This window comes from Alcaligenes sp. Me129 (assembly GCF_050487245.1).
Classification (GTDB): Bacteria; Pseudomonadota; Gammaproteobacteria; order Burkholderiales; family Burkholderiaceae_B; genus Alcaligenes; species Alcaligenes phenolicus.
Window position 1 is genome coordinate 169,904 of the sequence record NZ_JBKQGX010000008.1, and the last position, 16,388, is coordinate 186,291.

Here is a 16,388-nt window from a genome sequence, read left to right on the forward strand (position 1 = left end):
CTTAGATTTCAGGACAGACACATGAGCACGATGACACTGCAGGAACTGGATAAAACCCGCGAGGAATGTCGCAAACTAATCAGTCGGCGCGCTCTGCTGTCAGCAGCGGCAGCCGTGGTGCCCATCCCTGGTGTGGATGTGGGTACGGATGTGGCGATTCTGATGAAAGTCATCCCCATCATCAATGCGCGCTTCGGCTTGACGGCCAACGATGTGGATGCCCTGAGCCCGGAGCTGAAAAAGCTGGTGGTCGTGGGGGGAACCAGTATGGGCCTGGGCAGGGTGGGACGCGTGCTGACTACAGATCGCGTGGTCAATATTCTGGTGCGTCTGGGAGCGAAGAAACTGGCCGGGAAATACGGCGCCAAATATGTGCCTTTGATAGGCAGCGCCATTTCCGCTTCCATCAGCTTTGTAGTGCTGCGCAAAGTCGGCAACCAGCATATTGAAGAATGCTATGAAATTGCCCGCCGCCTGGCACTGGAAACACAAAGGAAGGAAGCCGTCCACACCATTGATGGCGGTGAGGAAGGCTTGATCCGCGAAATCAAGGGCTAAGCCCTTGATCCCGTTTAGGCCGCAGGAACCACGCCCGGCGTTTTGCTGCGGCCATTCAACATATAGTCCATCAGCTCGCGCACCGATTTCATGGCTTTGCCAAAAGGCAAGGCTTCGGAACTACGGAAGAACAGACCGCGCTGTACATCACCTTTCAGGGCATAGGCCAGCTGACGGTCAATGCAAAACTGACCATGGCGTTGCACGCCATCGCGCAAGCCGCAATGCGCCAGGCAGTCAAAACCTTCCGTGCAAGCACGCTCGCGTGCCACCGATTGCAGCTTTTGCTCTTTATGCAGGTAAGCATCCAGCCAGGGCGTACGCACGGCACGGGCAGGCAGTCCGGCCACGCTCATAAAGGTCACGATGTCCTTGGGCTCGGCATCCAGCAACACGCGCTTGAAGTTCTCATGCGCATCACCTTCTTCAGTGACGGCAAAGGCAGTGCCCATTTGCACACCATCTGCACCCCAATCCATTAATTGACGCAGTTGTTCAGGACGGTGAATCCCGCCTGCAGCGATCAAGGGAATACGCTCGGCCTCCAGGCCCAACTCGCGAAACAAGGCGCGGCAGCCTTCCAGAACGCGCTGGAAAGCATATTCAGGTTTGTTCAAGGATTGGTCATCGGCGGCCCCCAGGTGGCCTGCGGCAAAACGGGGATTTTCCAGAACGACTGCATCCGGCAAACGCTTGCGGCGCAGCCATTTCTTCACCAGTAAAGTGACGCCGCGCACATCCGACAAGATTGGAATCAAGGCAACTTTGGGATGATCCTGAACCAGCTCAGGCAAATCCAGCGGCAGGCCAGCGCCCACCACCACGGCATCTGCCCCGCTTTCGCAAGATTGACGCACATACTCGGGATACTGCGAGACAGCCTTCATGATATTGACGGCGATGCCACCGTTGCCACCAGAACGCTCTCGGGCACGATTGATCTCGCGGTCCAGGGCCTGCAAATTGGCTGCATCGACCACGCCTTTTTCGACATCACCCTGGGTGCTGTCCATCAGGTCTTCGTGATGACGCCGTAAATCCACGCTGGAGATCGTCCCCAGCCCGCCCAATGCGGCCACAGTACCGGCCAGCCGGGACGCCGAAATACCGACTCCCATGCCGCCTTGAACAATAGGCAAAAGCAGTTTTCCCTTCAGGGACATGAGACGTAAATCCGTCTTTAGCACGATGTTAATACCTTAGGTTGATGCAAGAACCTGCCGGCCACGTCGGGACCAGAAACAGGGCAATAGAATCGTGGCCGTCTGCAAGGACGGCCACTGTGTTAAATCAGACGGGAATAGCGCGCACCGCTTTCCTGGCTCAAGTACTTGTCGAACACCATGCTGTAGGCGCGCACAAACAAACGACCTTTGGGCAGAACCTGGATGGATTGGGCATCGACTGTCAGCAAGCCAGCGTCGGCATAGCTGTTGAGCTCTTGCAGCTCGGCAGAGAAGTAGCTGGCAAAATCAATGCCGTAACGCGCTTCCAGACGCAAGATAGGCACTGGCATGCTGCACATCAAATGCATGATGACTTCCGCCCGCAGGCGATCATCCTGCTGCATCACAATACCCCGCTCGATAGGCAAACGCCCCCGGTCTATATCGGCGTAGTAATTGCGCAGGCTGCGGGCATTTTGCACATGCATGGTGCCCACCTGACCAATGGACGACACGCCAAAAGAGACCAGATCACAGGCTGCGCGGGTGGTGTAGCCCTGGAAGTTGCGGTGCAGGCTGCCGTCCAGACGGGCCAGATTCAGCTCGTCGGTCGGCAAGGCAAAGTGGTCCAGACCGATATAGACATAGCCTGCATCCAGCAGACGCTGCGAAGACATCAAGAACAGTTGCAGACGCTGATCGGCATCGGGCAGCTCTTCTTCATTGATTAAACGCTGAGCCTTGAAGCGTGTTGGCAAGTGCGCGTAGTTATACAGAGCGATGCGATCTGGTCGCAGTTGCACCAAGGAGTCAATGGTGATGGCAAAGCTTTCCAGGGTCTGCAAAGGCAGACCGTAGATCAGGTCCGTGTTGATGGACTGGAAACCGGCAGCCCGGCTTTCTTCAATGGCGCGTTTGACCATTTCGAAGGGCTGAATACGGTTGATCGCTTTTTGCACATTGGGGTCAAAATCCTGCACCCCGAAGCTGGTACGGTTAAAACCCAGAGCCGCCAAGTTCTGGAGCGTGCCTTCCGCCAAGGTACGCGGGTCGATCTCGATGCCCAGTTCGGCATCGTCCGTGAACGCGAACTGCTCCTTGAGCTTGGCCATCAAGCGGGCCAACTGTTCATTGTCCAGGAAAGTGGGCGAGCCGCCGCCCAAATGCAGTTGTTCGGTGCGCCGGTCTTCACCCATATATTGGGTGACCATATCAATTTCGCGCAGCAGGTAATCCAGGTACTGCTCGCTCTTGCTACGATCCTGAGTGATGATCTTGTTGCAGGCACAGAAGTAGCAAAGCGACTGACAAAACGGAATATGCAGGTAAACCGACAGAGGCGGATTACTGCTGCTCAAGGCGCGCCGCGATAATTCGTGAATATAAGGCTGAGCAGGAAAGTCCTGAAAAAAACGATCTGCAGTGGGATAGGAGGTATAGCGAGGCCCGGAACGATCAAAACGCCGGATCAGGGCTTCAGAGATTTCGATATCCGGCGCGGTGGGGGCGCTGGCATCCGATGCTTCCAGTGTTTGCGGCATAAAGGGTCCTCCTGCACGAGACCTGTTTCTTCTAGTCAAGCATTCATTGTGAGAGAAAACCTCAAGCATGCGCTTGACCTGCATCAAGGCCGCAATAACTAAAAAAACGCTTTTTTTATTGCTGTTGGGCTGAATTTAGCTTCATATATCGTATTATTAAGCGCTAGCCGCCTAAATTACCGCCTGTTGGAGTCAGATGTATTTGCTCGTGATCCTAGCTCTACCGTTTATTGGTAGCTTGCTATCTTCCCTGATGCCCGCGAACTCTCGCAAACTCCAGGCATCTCTTGCAGGCGCTGTCGCCGTTACGTGCGCCTTACTCACTCTCTACGCCTATCCGGACATTGCTCGCGGAGAGGTGCTGGAGTCGTCACGCTCCTGGATACCCGCCCATGGCTTGACCTTCAAGCTGCGCATGGACGGCTATGCCTGGCTTTTCAGTATCATCATTACCGCCATGGGGGCCTTGATCGCCCTTTATGCGCACTATTACCTGTCCGCCCAGGATCCGGTCCGACGTTTTTTCTCCTTTCTGCAAGCCTTTATGGGCTCGATGCTGGGGGTGGTGCTGTCGGGCAATCTGATCCAGTTGGTCGTGTTCTGGGAGCTGACCAGTCTGTCCTCCTTCATGCTGATTGCCTATTGGTATCACCGCATGGATGCGCGACGGGGTGCGCGTATGTCGCTGATCATTACGGGAACCGGCGGTTTCTGCTTGCTGGCGGGCGTGCTCATGCTGGGCCAGGCTGCCGGCAGTTACGACCTGAGTGTGGTACTGGAGTCGGGCGAGCAGATTCGCAATCACCCCTGGTATACCGGGATGCTGATCCTGATTGCCTTGGGTGCACTCACTAAAAGCGCGCAGTTTCCCTTCCATATCTGGCTGCCTCACGCCATGGCTGCCCCCACACCTGTGTCCGCCTATTTGCACTCGGCCACCATGGTCAAGGCCGGGGTATTCCTGCTGGCGCGCCTGTGGCCTGCCCTGTCGGGCACCACGGAATGGGCTGTCATTATTGGCGGCGCTGGCCTGTGTTCCCTGACGCTGGGGGCTTATGTGGCCATGTTCCAGCGCGACATGAAGGGCGTACTGGCCTATTCCACCATCAGTCACCTGGGTCTGATTACCTTGCTGTTGGGCCTGAACAGCCCACTGGCTCTGGTCGCGGCGCTGTTTCACATGATGAATCACGCGACGTTCAAGGCCTCCCTGTTCATGGCTGCCGGTATCGTGGACCACGAGACCGGTACCCGTAACCTGAACCGGCTTTCCGGTTTGCGCCACGCCATGCCCTTGACTGCCACCTTGGCTACCGTTGCGGCGGCTGCCATGGCCGGTGTGCCCCTATTGAATGGCTTCATCTCCAAAGAAATGTTCTTTGCCGAGACCATTCTGGCCAGCAATGGCAACACCTGGGAATATGCTCTGCCCGTGGTGGCCGTAATTGCGGGCTCCTTCAGCGTGGCCTACTCCTTGCGCTTTATTGCACAGGTGTTTTTTGGCCCCGTCGCCAAGGACTTGCCCCGCGAGCCACACGAGCCGCCTCGCCGCATGTTGATCCCCAGCGCGATTCTGGTACTGACCTGTCTCTTGGTCGGCATTATTCCCAGCCTGACTTTTGGCCCCTTCTTGCATACTGCAGCTAGCGCCATCTTGGGTGCAGAAATGCCCCAGTACGACCTGGCCGTCTGGCATGGTTTCAACCTGCCCCTGATCATGAGTCTGGTCGCAACAGGCATGGGTGTGATCTTCGTTCTGATCATCAACCGCTTCTACAGGAACCGCCAAGGCCGTACGCCTTTGCTGACCCGTGCTGATGGCCGACGCTTCTTTGAGCTGGCCATGGAGTATCTGGAAGTGGCAGCCAACTGGGCCGTGGGCAAGCTTTACTCGCCACGCTTGCAGCGTCAGACCTTGCTGATTATTGTGGCCACAATCTGTGTTGCTGCCCTGCCTCTGGTTCGCGGCAACTGGTTCAAGTCCACTATTTCCACCCCCATCGACCCCTTCTTTGCCCTGATGTGGGCCGTCGGAATTGCCTGCGCGATTGGTGCGGCTCGTCAAGCCAAGTTCCACCGCCCGGCCTCCCTGCTGCTATCTGGTGGCGCTGGACTGGTTACCAGCCTGACCTTTGCCTGGCTTTCCGCCCCTGACCTGGCGCTGACCCAGTTGGCGGTGGAAGTGGTCACCGTTGTGCTGATTTTGCTGGGCCTGCGCTGGTTGCCGCAACGCGTCAGTGATATGCCTGGCGGCCAAGACAATAGTGGTCGCGCCCTTTTCCGCCGTAGCCGCGACTTGATTATTGCCATTCTGGCCGGTTGCGGTATTGCCGCTCTGGCCTACGCCATGATGACACGCCCTCACCCCAGCGGCATCTCGCCCTTCTTTGTCGAGAAGGCCCTGCCCCTGGGCGGTGGCGCGAACGTGGTGAACGTGATTCTGGTGGACTTCCGCGGCTTCGATACCTTTGGTGAAATCGTGGTGCTGGGCATTGTGGCCCTAACGGTCTTTGCGCTGCTGCGACGCTTCCGTCCACCGATCGAAGCCATCGCCCAGCCTCTGGCCCGTCGCCAGAACGTCAAGGACAGCCGCGAAGCCGTCTTTGTGGAACCGGACCCCAAGACACCGTTGCCAGAAGGCATCATGCAGATTCCAGCTGTCTTGCTGCGGCTGTTGCTGCCTATCTCCACGCTGATCGCCCTGTACTTCTTGCTGCGTGGGCACAACCTGCCCGGTGGCGGTTTTGTGGGCGGCCTGATCATGGCAACCGGCATTATCCTGCAATACATGGTTAGCGGCGTGGTGTGGATGGAGTCCCGCCCTCTGATTCAGCCTCAAACCTGGATTGGCTTGGGTCTGCTGACAGCCGGAGTGGCTGCCATGCTGGTCTGGGCCTTCAACAAGCCCTTCCTGTCTGCCCAAAGCTGGGATCTGCACCTGCCCCTGGTGGGCGACGTGCATACTTCCAGCGCACTGATCTTTGACATTGGTGTATTCATGCTGGTGATTGGTTCCACCATCCTGATTCTGGTCGCGCTGGCCCACCAGTCCCTACGTTTTTATCGCAAACTGCCGTCGCTGCAATCCGCCTCGAACGCTGCATCCGGGATGGAGAATAAATAATGGAAATCGTGCTTTCAATTGCGATTGGTGTGCTGGCGGGCTCGGGCGTCTGGCTCCTGCTGCGCCCGCGTACCTTTCAGGTCATCATGGGACTGGCCCTGGTCTCCTATGCCGTGAACCTGTTCATCTTTAGTATGGGGCGACTCAAAATCAGTGCTGCACCCGTGATCAATAGCAGCGAGCTGGGCGCCAGCTACGCCGATCCTTTGCCACAAGCACTGGTACTGACCGCAATTGTGATTGGTTTTGCCACTACCGCCTTGTTTCTGGTCGTCATTCTGGCCAACCGCGGCCTGAGCGGCACCGACCACGTTGATGGCCGCGAGGAAGACGATCTGTGAGTCTACTCAACCAACACTTGCCCGTATTGCCCGTTGCCATCCCCATGATGGCCGCGGCCCTGATGGTGATGCTGCGCGACAAGCGCCGTCACTACAAGCTGCTGATCGCTTTCAGCTCCTTATTGGCTCAACTGTTCTGTGCGGTCTACCTGCTGTTGCTGGCCGATGGCACACTGGATCCGATCTGGCCGCAGTCCGTCGGTGTGTACCTGCTCGGTGACTGGCCCGCTCCCTTCGGGATTGTGCTGGTCGTGGACCGGCTGGCCGCCTTCTTGCTGGTGCTGACCAATGTGCTGGCCTTTTGCTGCTGGTTCTATTCGCTAGCACGCTGGGATCGCGTGGGGGTGCATTTCCACTCCTTGTTCCAGCTGCTCTTGATGGGCCTGAACGGCGCGTTCCTGACCGGCGACCTGTTCAACCTGTTTGTGTTCTTTGAGGTTCTGTTGGCAGCATCCTATGGTCTAATGCTGCACGGTTCGGGCGCGGCCCGCGTCAGTGCCGGCCTGCATTACATTGCCGTCAACCTGATCTCCTCCTTCTTGCTGCTGATTGCCATCGCCTTGGTTTACGGTGTCACCGGCACCCTGAACATGGCTGATCTGGCTCTGCGTGCTGGCTCCATGCCGGATTCGGATCGTCTGGTATTTGAATCGGCCATGGCCATTCTGGGGATTGCCTTTCTGATCAAGGCCGCCGCCTGGCCCTTGAACTTGTGGCTACCCAATGCCTATGGCAATGCCAGTGCACCGGTCGCTGCCATGTTTGCGATCATGACCAAAGTGGGTATTTACGCACTGCTGCGTATCGGTTCCTTGCTACTGCCTACGGGGGCACCTGCCGCCTTTGGCGTGGCCTGGATGTTCCCCGCCGGGATCGCCACGCTGGCCTTCGGCGCTATTGGTGTCATGGCCGCACAGCAACCCGAACGACTGGCCAGTTATTGCATCATCGTGTCCTCCGGCACCTTACTGGCCGCCTTGGGCATGCCCGGCGTCATCCTGACCGGCCCTGCCCTGTACTACATGCTCAGCAGCGTTCTGGCCTTGGGTGCTTTCTTCCTGCTGCTGGAACTGGTTAGCCGTACCAAACCTTTTGGTGCCGACCTGCTGGCCGTCACTCAGGAGGTCTTTGACCTGGACGACCCGGAGTCCGAAGACAATAGCGATGACGTGGTAGGTGTGGCTATCCCTGGCGTGATGGTGTTCCTGGGCATGTCCTTTATTGCCTGCGCCTTGCTGATTGTGGGCCTGCCACCACTGTCCGGTTTTGTGGCCAAGCTGTCCTTGCTGACAGCCGCGCTGAAAGCCTCGGGCCAATCGCCAGAACCTCTAAACGCCTGGATTCTGACCGCTGCCGTGCTGATTTCCGGCGTAGCCGGTTTGATCGCCATGGTACGTGTGGGCATTCGTCTGTTCTGGAGCAATAGTTCCCTGACGATTCCCCGCCTGAAGCTGATCGAAGCTGCTCCCATTGCCAGCATTATTGTGGCTTGCGGGATCTTGAGCTGGTATGCCGGCCCGATCACCACCTACCTGGAACAAACAGCCCAGCAACTGGACGAACCCCGTATTTATATAGGGTCCGTCCTGCGGCAGAACCCGCTACGTTCTGTTCAAGCGGAGTGATTCTGATGCGACGCTATACCAAACATCTTTTCCTGCCCTTGCTGCTGCTTGGTCTGTGGCTGCTGCTGAACGACTCGCTCTCGGCCGGTTACGTGGTGCTGGGCCTGTTCCTGGCTATCGCCCTGAGCTTGGCAGCCATTCCATTTCGTCCGGTTAAGGCCAGCATCCGCCACCCCTTTCTGGCCTTGAAACTGATTTGCCAAGTGGCCTGGGACATTGTGCTGTCCAATATTGCCGTTGGCCATCTGGTTCTGAAAGGCAGCAAAGCACCTCGTCCGGGCTTTCTGGCCATTCCGTTGCAACTGACTGACCCACATGGTCTGGCAGCCTTGGCGTGCATCATTACCTACACCCCAGGTACTGTCTGGTCCGGCTTCGATTACGAGACCCGTGTCCTGACTTTGCACATTCTGGATCTGCAAGACGAACAGGTCTGGTTAGACACTATTCAGAAGCGCTACCAAGGACCGCTACTGGAGATTTTCCAATGATAGACATTGTTTACTGGGCCTGTCAGTTTGCCTTGGGCTGCTTTGTCCTGGGCATGGGCTGCGCCGTCATCCGCCTGCTTAAAGGCCCCTCTGCCGCCGACCGCGTGCTGGCGCTGGACACCATGTACATCAACGGTATGCTGGCCTTGCTGGCCCTGGGCATCCGTTTTGACTCTACCCTGTACTTTGATATCGCCTTGCTGATTGCCCTGTTTGGTTTTGTAGGCTCGGCAGCCATGGCGAAATTCCTGCTGCGTGCCGAGGTGATCGAGCCATGAATACGCCTTTACTACCTTGGTGGCTGGCTGTCCCGGTTGCCCTTTTGCTGGTTCTTAGCGGCATCGTGGCCCTGGTGGGTTCGGCTGGCTTGCTGCGCTTCAAACACTTTTATTCACGCATCCATGCCCCCACCATGGGGAACACGCTGGGTACGTTTTTCATGGTGCTGGCCGTCGCCATCAGCGCCAGCCACTTGATGAGCCGTCCCATTCTGCATCCGCTCATCCTGAGTGTGCTCTTGATCATTACCTCGCCGGTCACCGCCATCTTTCTGATGCGCGCTGCCATCAAACGCGAGCATCGCCAACGTCTGGCCGAATATGGCCCGGACGAGCCAGGCTATCTGGACATGCCACATAAAGCGCCTCTGCCCAAAGATTTGGCTCAACCACCAGCCGGCGACAAGACCTAAGTCAAGCCGTGAGGGTTTAGACAAGTTTTATTACCCTCACTTGCAACTGCTCCACTTATACTAGTAAGTGTTTACTGCGTATCGGGAATTGCCCCATACGCAGTCGCTTTTGGGGCTTTGCGGCCTGCTACTCATACCTGCTCGTAACAGTGCTCGCCAAGCCGGTGATTCCCTTAGCAAGTAAAGGAGTGAGATCGATGAGTCTACTTACACGCCCATCCCGAATTCTGAGTGCCGGCCTGCTCAGCCTGGGTTTGCTGTCCTCTGCTGCCTGGGCTCAAACCCCGTCCCAAGACTACCGACACGACATCCAGCGCTGTGAGCAATTCAAAGGAGACCAGCGCACCACTTGCCGTCGCGAAGCCGGTGCCGCGCTGCAAGCCGAGCGCCATCACAAACTGGACAAACGCGATCACAATCTGGATGCCAACCGGCAAGCGCGCTGCCATCGCTTACCCGCTGACCGCCAGCAAGACTGCCTGAAATCCATGACCGGCCAGGACACAACGGTACGCGGTAGCGTGGAAGGCGGCGGTATCCTTCGCGAAACCACGACTGTGGTGCCTGCTCAGTAAACGCAGAAAACACGGCTATTCATAATAGGTAGCCAGATAAAAAGAATGGGCCTTGAAAAGGCCCATTCTTTGTTTCTACTGGCTGCAATAGCTAGCTGCAGCTGCAAATGTCTCCACCTACAGCTCCACCTGTATCCCCATCTCCACCACGCGATTAGGCGGGATCTTGAAAAAGCGTGTGCTACGGCTGGCATTACGCGCCATGAATGCAAACAAGCGACGACGCCAGCCCAAGTACCAGGGCTGACGGGATTGAATCATCACCGTCTGACGCGACAGGAAGTAGGATGTCTGCATAGGCTCCAGATTCAGCTCCGGGTGCTCCAGCGCGATCTGCTCCAGCAATTGCGGCACATTGGGCTCTTGCTTGAAGCCCCAGGAAGCCACCGCCTGCCAGCTGCCTCGGCTCAGACGTTGCAGGCTATAGCGCTCCCCAAAAGGAACGTAAGGCACACCGGCACTGGTTACGGTCAAGAACAGGACCTGTTCATGCAGGACTTTATTGTGTTTCAGGTTATGCAATAAGGCCGGAGGGACGGAGTCGGGAATGGTGCTCATGAACACCGCCGTCCCTGGTACACGGGTGGGAGCGTACTCCTCCAGGCTCAGCAAAAACTCTTTTAGCGGCTGCTTGTTTTCCAGCAGACGTTCGTGCAAAGCAGCTCGTCCCTGACGCCAGGTCAGCATCAAGCCCAGCAGCACAGCCCCCACCAGCAAAGGCAGCCAACCGCCTTCCAGAATCTTGAGCGCATTGGCCGAGAACAGCAATATGTCCAGAATCAGGAAAACGCCCAGGAGCCCCAGCCAGGCCCAGCGCTTGATTCCGCTAGCGCGGCGCGGCAGCAGTACCAGAGCCAGTAAACTGGTCATCAGCATGGTCCCCGTGACTGCAAAGCCATAAGCATGGGCCAGGCGATCCGAGGAGCCAAAGCTCAGGACCAGAATCATCACCGCCACGCATAGCAGCAAGTTCACACGCGGCAAGTAGATCTGTCCTTCTTCTTTAGCCGAAGTATGTTGGATCACCATACGCGGCCAGAAGCCAAGCTGCACCGCCTGGCGAGTTACAGAAAACGCCCCGGATATCACGGACTGGGAGGCAATCACGGTTGCAACCGTTGCCAGCATCACCATGGGCACCAAGGCCCAGTTGGGAGCCAGGAAGAAGAACGGATTACGAATGGCGGCTGGGTCGGAGATCAACAATGCGCCTTGGCCGAAATAACACAGGACCAGGCAGGGCATGACAATCATGAACCAGGCTTTGCGAATTAAAGGACGGCCAAAATGACCCATATCGGCGTACAAGGCCTCGGCCCCCGTCAAGGCCAGGACCAAGGCCCCCAAAAGCAAAAAGGTTTGCCAGGGAGCCTCAGCAATAAAAGCCACGGCCCACCGTGGGTCCAGGGCCATCAAAACTTGGGGATGCTCAATAACACGCCATAGACCCAAGCCACCCAGCACCAGAAACCAGGTCAACATAATGGGGCCGAACAACTTACCCATGGTGCCCGTGCCATGGGACTGGATCAGAAACAAGGCCAGCAAGACGCCCAGGGCCAAAGGTACGACCCAAGGGTCCAGCACGTGAGACACCATCCCTATGCCTTCCAACGCCGACATCACGGAGATGGCCGGGGTAATGATGCTGTCCCCATAAAACAAGGCAGCACCAATCAGACCCAGCACCACAATAATCTGCCGACGTGGTCCCTGAATGCCGCGTGCCGCCAATTCCATCAGGGCCAGCGTGCCTCCCTCACCTTTATTGTCCAGACGCAACACCACTGTGACGTACTTGATGGAGACCACCAGAGTCAGCAGCCAGAACAGCAAGGACAAGACTCCATAGACCTGTTCGGCACCGGGCTGTCCGTAGGCGCTCAAGGCCACTTTCATGGTGTAGAGCGGGCTGGTTCCAATATCGCCATACACCACGCCTAAAGCGCCCATTAGCAAGGCGGCCTGAGCCGCTTTTTTGGGGTTTTCTGTTGCTGTGTTCAAGGCTTAGTTTCCAATCAAAGTGTCGTGCCGGGTCAGACGCGCACCAATACGCGGACCGGGAAAAACAATGGTGATGCGAGTGCCTGGAAAATCAGGACGGCTCATCAAGCTCCACCAGGCGCCATGCGCACGGGCAATTTCCTGCACAATGGCCAAACCCAAGCCGGAGCCTCCTGCTTGTGTGCCGGGGGAGCGATAAAACGCTTCAAATACCCGCTGCTGCTCGCTGGATTCAATGCCCGGCCCGTGATCTTCCACCGACAAGGAGGGTGGATTACTGGCCACCCGCAAGACGATGCGATCTGTTCCTTGCCCGTAGCGCAAGGCGTTATCCATCAGATTGGACAATAACTCCCGTAGGAGCACGGGGGCAGCATCAATCCAGACCGGCTTTTCAGGTGCCAGCAAATGGATTTCCACACCATGCTGACGCGCCTGCAAGAACCAGTCACCGCCCTCCTCGCGCGCCCATTCACACAAGTCCAGACGCACAAAGCTGTCTTTAATATTGGTGTCCGCATCAGTACGTGCCAGCACCAACAACTGCTGGCCCAGACGAATCATGCGGTCCGAGACACTTTTGATGCGCTCGGCCCGTTGGCGGATATCTTCTGGCAAAGGCCTTGCCAGCATCAGCTCGGACTCCAACTGCAAGCCCGTCAAGGGTGTGCGCAACTGATGCGCAGCGTGACCAATAAAACGCTTTTGCGCCTGCAGCGTATCACGCTGACGTTCCAGCAATTCGTTAAAGTGCTCCACCAGCGGCACTATTTCAGCAGGCAAGGCGCTGGCATCCAGGCGCTCGAAGTCGTCATCGGAGCGGTTGCGGATTTGTTGTGACAAATCATCAATGGACGCCAGCTGCGAGCGAATCCCCGACAGCAGCACCCAGGCAATCAGACTGACCAGCAAGACCTGACTGAGCGCCATGGTCCAGAAAATATCGCGCAGCAGCCAGTCTTCCAGGCTCATGCGGCGCGTCAGTATCCAGGTAACGCTCAAGTCGAGCACCACCAGAATGGAAATCGGGGGAAACAGACGGCCCATCAGTTTACGGGCCAAAGAACCGGGAGCAAGAAAGCGCTCCAGCCAGCCTCGCAACAAGGAGGTTTTTACCGCTGGAGAAAGATGCTGATCGGGCATGGTTGACCTAAGGTTTCAGGCAGCGGGCACGGGCTGCCGTTATGCTCCGGCCACGCTCTCCACATCGAGCAAATAGCCAAAGCCGCGCACAGTCTGTATGACAGCCCCGGTGCCTTCCAGGCGCTTGCGCAAACGATACACGTAGACTTCGACCGCATTGTCGCTGAAATCGGCATCCCAGGCAGACAAGGAGTTGATAATTTGCTGCTTGGTGACCACACGGCCCGCCCGCATCATGAGCATTTCCAGTACGGACAGCTCGCGCACCGACAAGGTCACACGTTGACCGGCACAGCGCAGCTCGCGGCCAATGGTATCAAAGCTCAAGGGGCCCACATCAATAATGGGCTGTACCTGACCACTGCGGCGGCGGCCAAAAACACGCACGCGGGCGGCCAGCTCGGACAGGTCAAAAGGTTTGATCAGGTAGTCGTCAGCACCGGCATCCAGGCCGCCGACGCGATCATCCACACCATCACGCGCAGTCAGAATCAGAACGGGAATGGCGTTGCCCTGCTGGCGCAATTGGCGCAGCACATCCAGGCCACTGATGCCGGGCAAGTTCAAGTCCAGGAGCAGAAGATCGTAGACCTGGGCGGCCAACTCCTTCAAGGCACTTTCGCCTTCCTGGAGCCAGTCAACAGCGTAGCCCTGATCGTTGAGAAATTCCTGCAGTGCGGCGCCCAGTATGGCGTCGTCTTCGATAACTAGTACACGCATTCGGGGGATTTTATTACGAAACTGGCCCCTCGCGTTGCAGATGCAAAGCGAGGGGCCAGAAAAAACAACACGAAGAAGAACCTGGAATTACAGAGCAGGTTTAGGCTCGACGGCCTTCTGGTCGGCGACGGCGCCTTCCTTGGCTTCGCCCTCGTCACCCGCTGCCTTGGTCGTCGGACCTGGGCGGGTGATGAAACCCAGACGGGTCAGGCCGGAAGCCTTGGAACGGCTCATGACCTGGGCCAGGGTTTCGTAGCGAGTATCGGTATCGGCACGGATACGCAATTCAGGCTGAGGCTGATCCTTGGAATAAGGGGCCAGCGTGGCGGTCAGATCTTCCAGCGCCACCGGCTGCTCGTTCACGAAGATCTGCCCTTCTGCGTCAATCGCCAGATCAATCGTCTTGGGATCTTGCTGGACTGGTTCAGACGTCGCCTGGGGCAGCTGAATCTTGATGGAGTGCGACAGCAGCGGAGCAGTGATCAGAAAGATCACCAGCAACACCAGCATGACGTCGATCAGCGGCACCATATTGATTTCGGACAGCGCGGAGCCCGAGTTGCGATTATCAAAGCTGCCAAAAGCCATGATTAGTGCTCCCGCTTGGCAGCCGCTGCCGAGCTCGATGCTGCACCACCGCCCGAGCTAGGGACACGACGCAGAACAGGTTGGTTATCTTGCACAGGCTGGCCTGTGGTCAGGAAAGTGAACAGGTCGTGAGCAAACGCGTCCAGCTGGGACAGGTAAACGCGGTTGGTGCGCACAAACGCGTTGTAAGCCAACACGGCAGGAATAGCCACGGCCAGACCCAGCCCGGTCATCACCAGGGCTTCACCCACAGGGCCGGCGATCTTGTTCAGGGTTACGCCATCGGACAGACCGATATTGATCAGTGCGTGGTACACACCCCAAACCGTACCGAACAGCCCCACAAACGGAGCGGTAGAACCCACCGAAGCCAGCAGCGTCAGGCCGTTTTCCAGCTTGGCCGTTTCTTCGTCCATGACTTTACGCATGATGCGCGAGACAAAGGCATCGGTAGAGCCTTTCTCTTCCAGACGCATGGCGCCGTATTTCACATGGTGTTTTTGAGCGTGGATAGCGTGGCTGGCCAAGTGACTGAACGGATCGCGGGCACCGTGGGTGGCGATCTCGTTTTCAACCTGCTCCAGAGAACTGGCGGACCAGAATTCACGCATGAAACCTTGCGAGCGACGCTTCAGGCGGAAGGACAGCACGCCCTTGACGATGATCAGGTACCAACTGGCAACCGACATCAAGGCCAGAATGACGAACAAGGTCTTGCCGACCACATCACTTTGCTGGATAAAGTGCAGCACCCCGGTCGCTTCCTCAGCGGCAGCAACACTGGCGGCAGCCTGATCTGCAACAGGCCCTGCAACTTGTGCCAGGCTTACCCATACGCTTTGAAATAGTTCCTGCATCATTGATATATCCTAGTAAACAAAGTCGAAAGGAATATCGGCCATGGCACGATAGGCCACACCATTTTCCGTATACGGTTTAAAACGCGCTGTGCGTACTGCTTTCAGTGCCGACTCATCCAGACGTTCATAGCCTGAGGAGCTTTGCACTTTGGCTTCCAGCACGGTTCCTTGGGTTGAAATCACTACACGAACCACCACGCGGCCCTGCTCACGACGGCGCTCGGAAGCCCGGGGGTACACCGGCACAGGACGACGTCCCAAATAATCCACACGACCAATCAGCTTGGGCCGATCCCCATCCGTAGAACGGGCGGCAGTTTGGGAGGACGTATTGTCCGTAGCTGGACCTGCTTGAGCGGCAGGAGCGGCTGGTTGAGCAGGCTGCGGTGTTTCTGCCGGTGGAACCTCGGGCTTGGGCTGTGGCTTGGGCTTAGGTTTCGGCTTGGGTTTTGGTTTGGGCTTGGGCGGCTCGGGAATCGGAGGTTTTTCCACGATAGGCTCTGGCTCGGGTTCCGGCTCAACAACCGGTTCTGGCTCGGGCTCGGGGTCCGGTTCCACCTCGGGTTCGGGCTCAGGTTCCGGCTCGGCCACCACCTCTTCAGGAGGGGCACTGACCTGTTCTTGCTGAACCGGGGACTCCGACACTTCCACCAAAGTCACCCCAACAACATCCATAGGGGCGGGTTCACCCACAATCTTGGGGGTTTCCGTCCACAAGATGGTAGCCACGACACCCACGTGCAATCCCAGCGCCAATGCCAAACCAGTTGCCTTCAAGGCCAGCATCGAGCGATTATTCTTTTGAGAAGCAATTCCGGTCATAATCCGTTCTACACATTCTGCAACCCGCATGGACCATGACGGGACCGGACAGGATGCCCAGTGAGGTATCGAATCTTAACAGAAACAGGAATGATTCTCAATACTAAATTCCTGTAATATTTCCTGCTCCAATCCGCCC

Annotated in this window: 16 protein-coding genes; 8 read left to right on the forward strand and 8 right to left on the reverse strand. The window is 57.3% G+C overall.

What is annotated here, in order from left to right:
* Positions 1-21: 21 nt before the first annotated feature.
* Positions 22-558 carry a hypothetical protein gene (locus tag ACLPGZ_RS10840; protein WP_429641224.1) on the forward strand — a complete coding sequence of 179 codons (537 nt, stop codon included), beginning with the start codon at positions 22-24 and terminating at the stop codon, positions 556-558.
* Positions 559-572: 14 nt separating this feature from the next.
* Here ACLPGZ_RS10840 and ACLPGZ_RS10845 read toward each other — a convergent pair whose 3' ends face one another.
* Together ACLPGZ_RS10845 and hemN are read right to left on the reverse strand one after the other, a co-directional pair.
* Positions 573-1,721: an NAD(P)H-dependent flavin oxidoreductase gene (locus ACLPGZ_RS10845; RefSeq protein ID WP_021446508.1), complete on the reverse strand. Its 1,149-nt coding sequence runs from the start codon at positions 1,719-1,721 to the stop codon at positions 573-575.
* A 122-nt stretch (positions 1,722-1,843) separates the two neighbouring features.
* Positions 1,844-3,265, reverse strand: a complete 1,422-nt coding sequence (hemN, locus tag ACLPGZ_RS10850; RefSeq protein ID WP_021446507.1) for an oxygen-independent coproporphyrinogen III oxidase — start codon at positions 3,263-3,265, stop codon at positions 1,844-1,846.
* Between the two features lie 196 nt (positions 3,266-3,461).
* On the opposite strand from hemN, the gene ACLPGZ_RS10855 reads away from it, so the two are divergent.
* From ACLPGZ_RS10855 to ACLPGZ_RS10885, 7 genes are all read left to right on the forward strand, one after another.
* Positions 3,462-6,389: a monovalent cation/H+ antiporter subunit A gene (locus ACLPGZ_RS10855; RefSeq protein ID WP_035272857.1), complete on the forward strand. Its 2,928-nt coding sequence runs from the start codon at positions 3,462-3,464 to the stop codon at positions 6,387-6,389.
* Positions 6,389-6,730: a Na+/H+ antiporter subunit C gene (locus tag ACLPGZ_RS10860; protein WP_035272858.1), complete on the forward strand. Its 342-nt coding sequence runs from the start codon at positions 6,389-6,391 to the stop codon at positions 6,728-6,730. Before ACLPGZ_RS10855 ends, ACLPGZ_RS10860 begins: the two co-directional genes overlap by 1 nt.
* A 44-nt stretch (positions 6,731-6,774) precedes the next feature.
* A complete protein-coding gene (locus ACLPGZ_RS10865; RefSeq protein ID WP_429641234.1) occupies positions 6,775-8,355 on the forward strand; it encodes a monovalent cation/H+ antiporter subunit D in 1,581 nt (526 codons plus the stop codon).
* A 5-nt stretch (positions 8,356-8,360) separates the two neighbouring features.
* Positions 8,361-8,846, forward strand: a complete 486-nt coding sequence (locus ACLPGZ_RS10870; RefSeq protein WP_052159474.1) for a Na+/H+ antiporter subunit E — start codon at positions 8,361-8,363, stop codon at positions 8,844-8,846.
* Positions 8,843-9,124 (forward strand): K+/H+ antiporter subunit F, encoded by a 282-nt coding sequence (locus ACLPGZ_RS10875; RefSeq protein ID WP_009461751.1) that lies wholly within the window; start codon positions 8,843-8,845, stop codon positions 9,122-9,124. The genes ACLPGZ_RS10870 and ACLPGZ_RS10875 overlap by 4 nt, the downstream gene beginning before the upstream one ends.
* A complete protein-coding gene (mnhG, locus tag ACLPGZ_RS10880; RefSeq protein WP_088450232.1) occupies positions 9,121-9,537 on the forward strand; it encodes a monovalent cation/H(+) antiporter subunit G in 417 nt (138 codons plus the stop codon). The genes ACLPGZ_RS10875 and mnhG overlap by 4 nt, the downstream gene beginning before the upstream one ends.
* Positions 9,538-9,734: 197 nt before the next feature.
* Positions 9,735-10,112, forward strand: a complete 378-nt coding sequence (locus ACLPGZ_RS10885; RefSeq protein ID WP_035272861.1) for a hypothetical protein — start codon at positions 9,735-9,737, stop codon at positions 10,110-10,112.
* A gap of 117 nt (positions 10,113-10,229) precedes the next feature.
* On the opposite strand, the gene ACLPGZ_RS10890 is transcribed toward ACLPGZ_RS10885, so the two are convergent.
* From ACLPGZ_RS10890 to ACLPGZ_RS10915, 6 genes are all read right to left on the reverse strand, one after another.
* Entirely contained in the window at positions 10,230-12,065 is a 1,836-nt protein-coding gene (locus ACLPGZ_RS10890; protein ID WP_035272888.1) for a potassium transporter Kup, read from the reverse strand.
* 54 nt (positions 12,066-12,119) lie between these two features.
* Positions 12,120-13,259 (reverse strand): sensor histidine kinase, encoded by a 1,140-nt coding sequence (locus ACLPGZ_RS10895; protein WP_035272863.1) that lies wholly within the window; start codon positions 13,257-13,259, stop codon positions 12,120-12,122.
* A gap of 39 nt (positions 13,260-13,298) precedes the next feature.
* A complete protein-coding gene (locus tag ACLPGZ_RS10900) occupies positions 13,299-13,979 on the reverse strand; it encodes a response regulator (protein WP_009461744.1) in 681 nt (226 codons plus the stop codon).
* 87 nt (positions 13,980-14,066) lie between these two features.
* Positions 14,067-14,567, reverse strand: a complete 501-nt coding sequence (locus ACLPGZ_RS10905) for an ExbD/TolR family protein (protein ID WP_035272865.1) — start codon at positions 14,565-14,567, stop codon at positions 14,067-14,069.
* A 2-nt stretch (positions 14,568-14,569) separates the two neighbouring features.
* Positions 14,570-15,427, reverse strand: coding sequence for a MotA/TolQ/ExbB proton channel family protein (locus tag ACLPGZ_RS10910; RefSeq protein ID WP_009461741.1), 858 nt, complete (start codon positions 15,425-15,427; stop codon positions 14,570-14,572).
* 9 nt (positions 15,428-15,436) lie between these two features.
* Entirely contained in the window at positions 15,437-16,240 is an 804-nt protein-coding gene (locus ACLPGZ_RS10915; protein WP_031231965.1) for an energy transducer TonB, read from the reverse strand.
* Positions 16,241-16,388: the final 148 nt, after the last annotated feature.

Coding starts and splice junctions, on each gene's coding strand:
- ACLPGZ_RS10860 (WP_035272858.1), top strand. CDS start 6,389: ATGGAAATCGTGCTTTCAATTGCGATTGGTGTGCTGGCGGGCTCGGGC.
- ACLPGZ_RS10875 (WP_009461751.1), top strand. CDS start 8,843: ATGATAGACATTGTTTACTGGGCCTGTCAGTTTGCCTTGGGCTGCTTT.
- mnhG (WP_088450232.1), top strand. CDS start 9,121: ATGAATACGCCTTTACTACCTTGGTGGCTGGCTGTCCCGGTTGCCCTT.
- hemN (WP_021446507.1), bottom strand. CDS start 3,265: ATGCCGCAAACACTGGAAGCATCGGATGCCAGCGCCCCCACCGCGCCG.
- ACLPGZ_RS10910 (WP_009461741.1), bottom strand. CDS start 15,427: ATGATGCAGGAACTATTTCAAAGCGTATGGGTAAGCCTGGCACAAGTT.
- ACLPGZ_RS10900 (WP_009461744.1), bottom strand. CDS start 13,979: ATGCGTGTACTAGTTATCGAAGACGACGCCATACTGGGCGCCGCACTG.
- ACLPGZ_RS10845 (WP_021446508.1), bottom strand. CDS start 1,721: ATGTCCCTGAAGGGAAAACTGCTTTTGCCTATTGTTCAAGGCGGCATG.
- ACLPGZ_RS10870 (WP_052159474.1), top strand. CDS start 8,361: ATGCGACGCTATACCAAACATCTTTTCCTGCCCTTGCTGCTGCTTGGT.
- ACLPGZ_RS10895 (WP_035272863.1), bottom strand. CDS start 13,259: ATGCCCGATCAGCATCTTTCTCCAGCGGTAAAAACCTCCTTGTTGCGA.
- ACLPGZ_RS10905 (WP_035272865.1), bottom strand. CDS start 14,567: ATGGCTTTTGGCAGCTTTGATAATCGCAACTCGGGCTCCGCGCTGTCC.
- ACLPGZ_RS10885 (WP_035272861.1), top strand. CDS start 9,735: ATGAGTCTACTTACACGCCCATCCCGAATTCTGAGTGCCGGCCTGCTC.
- ACLPGZ_RS10865 (WP_429641234.1), top strand. CDS start 6,775: ATGATGGCCGCGGCCCTGATGGTGATGCTGCGCGACAAGCGCCGTCAC.
- ACLPGZ_RS10890 (WP_035272888.1), bottom strand. CDS start 12,065: ATGGGCGCTTTAGGCGTGGTGTATGGCGATATTGGAACCAGCCCGCTC.
- ACLPGZ_RS10840 (WP_429641224.1), top strand. CDS start 22: ATGAGCACGATGACACTGCAGGAACTGGATAAAACCCGCGAGGAATGT.
- ACLPGZ_RS10855 (WP_035272857.1), top strand. CDS start 3,462: ATGTATTTGCTCGTGATCCTAGCTCTACCGTTTATTGGTAGCTTGCTA.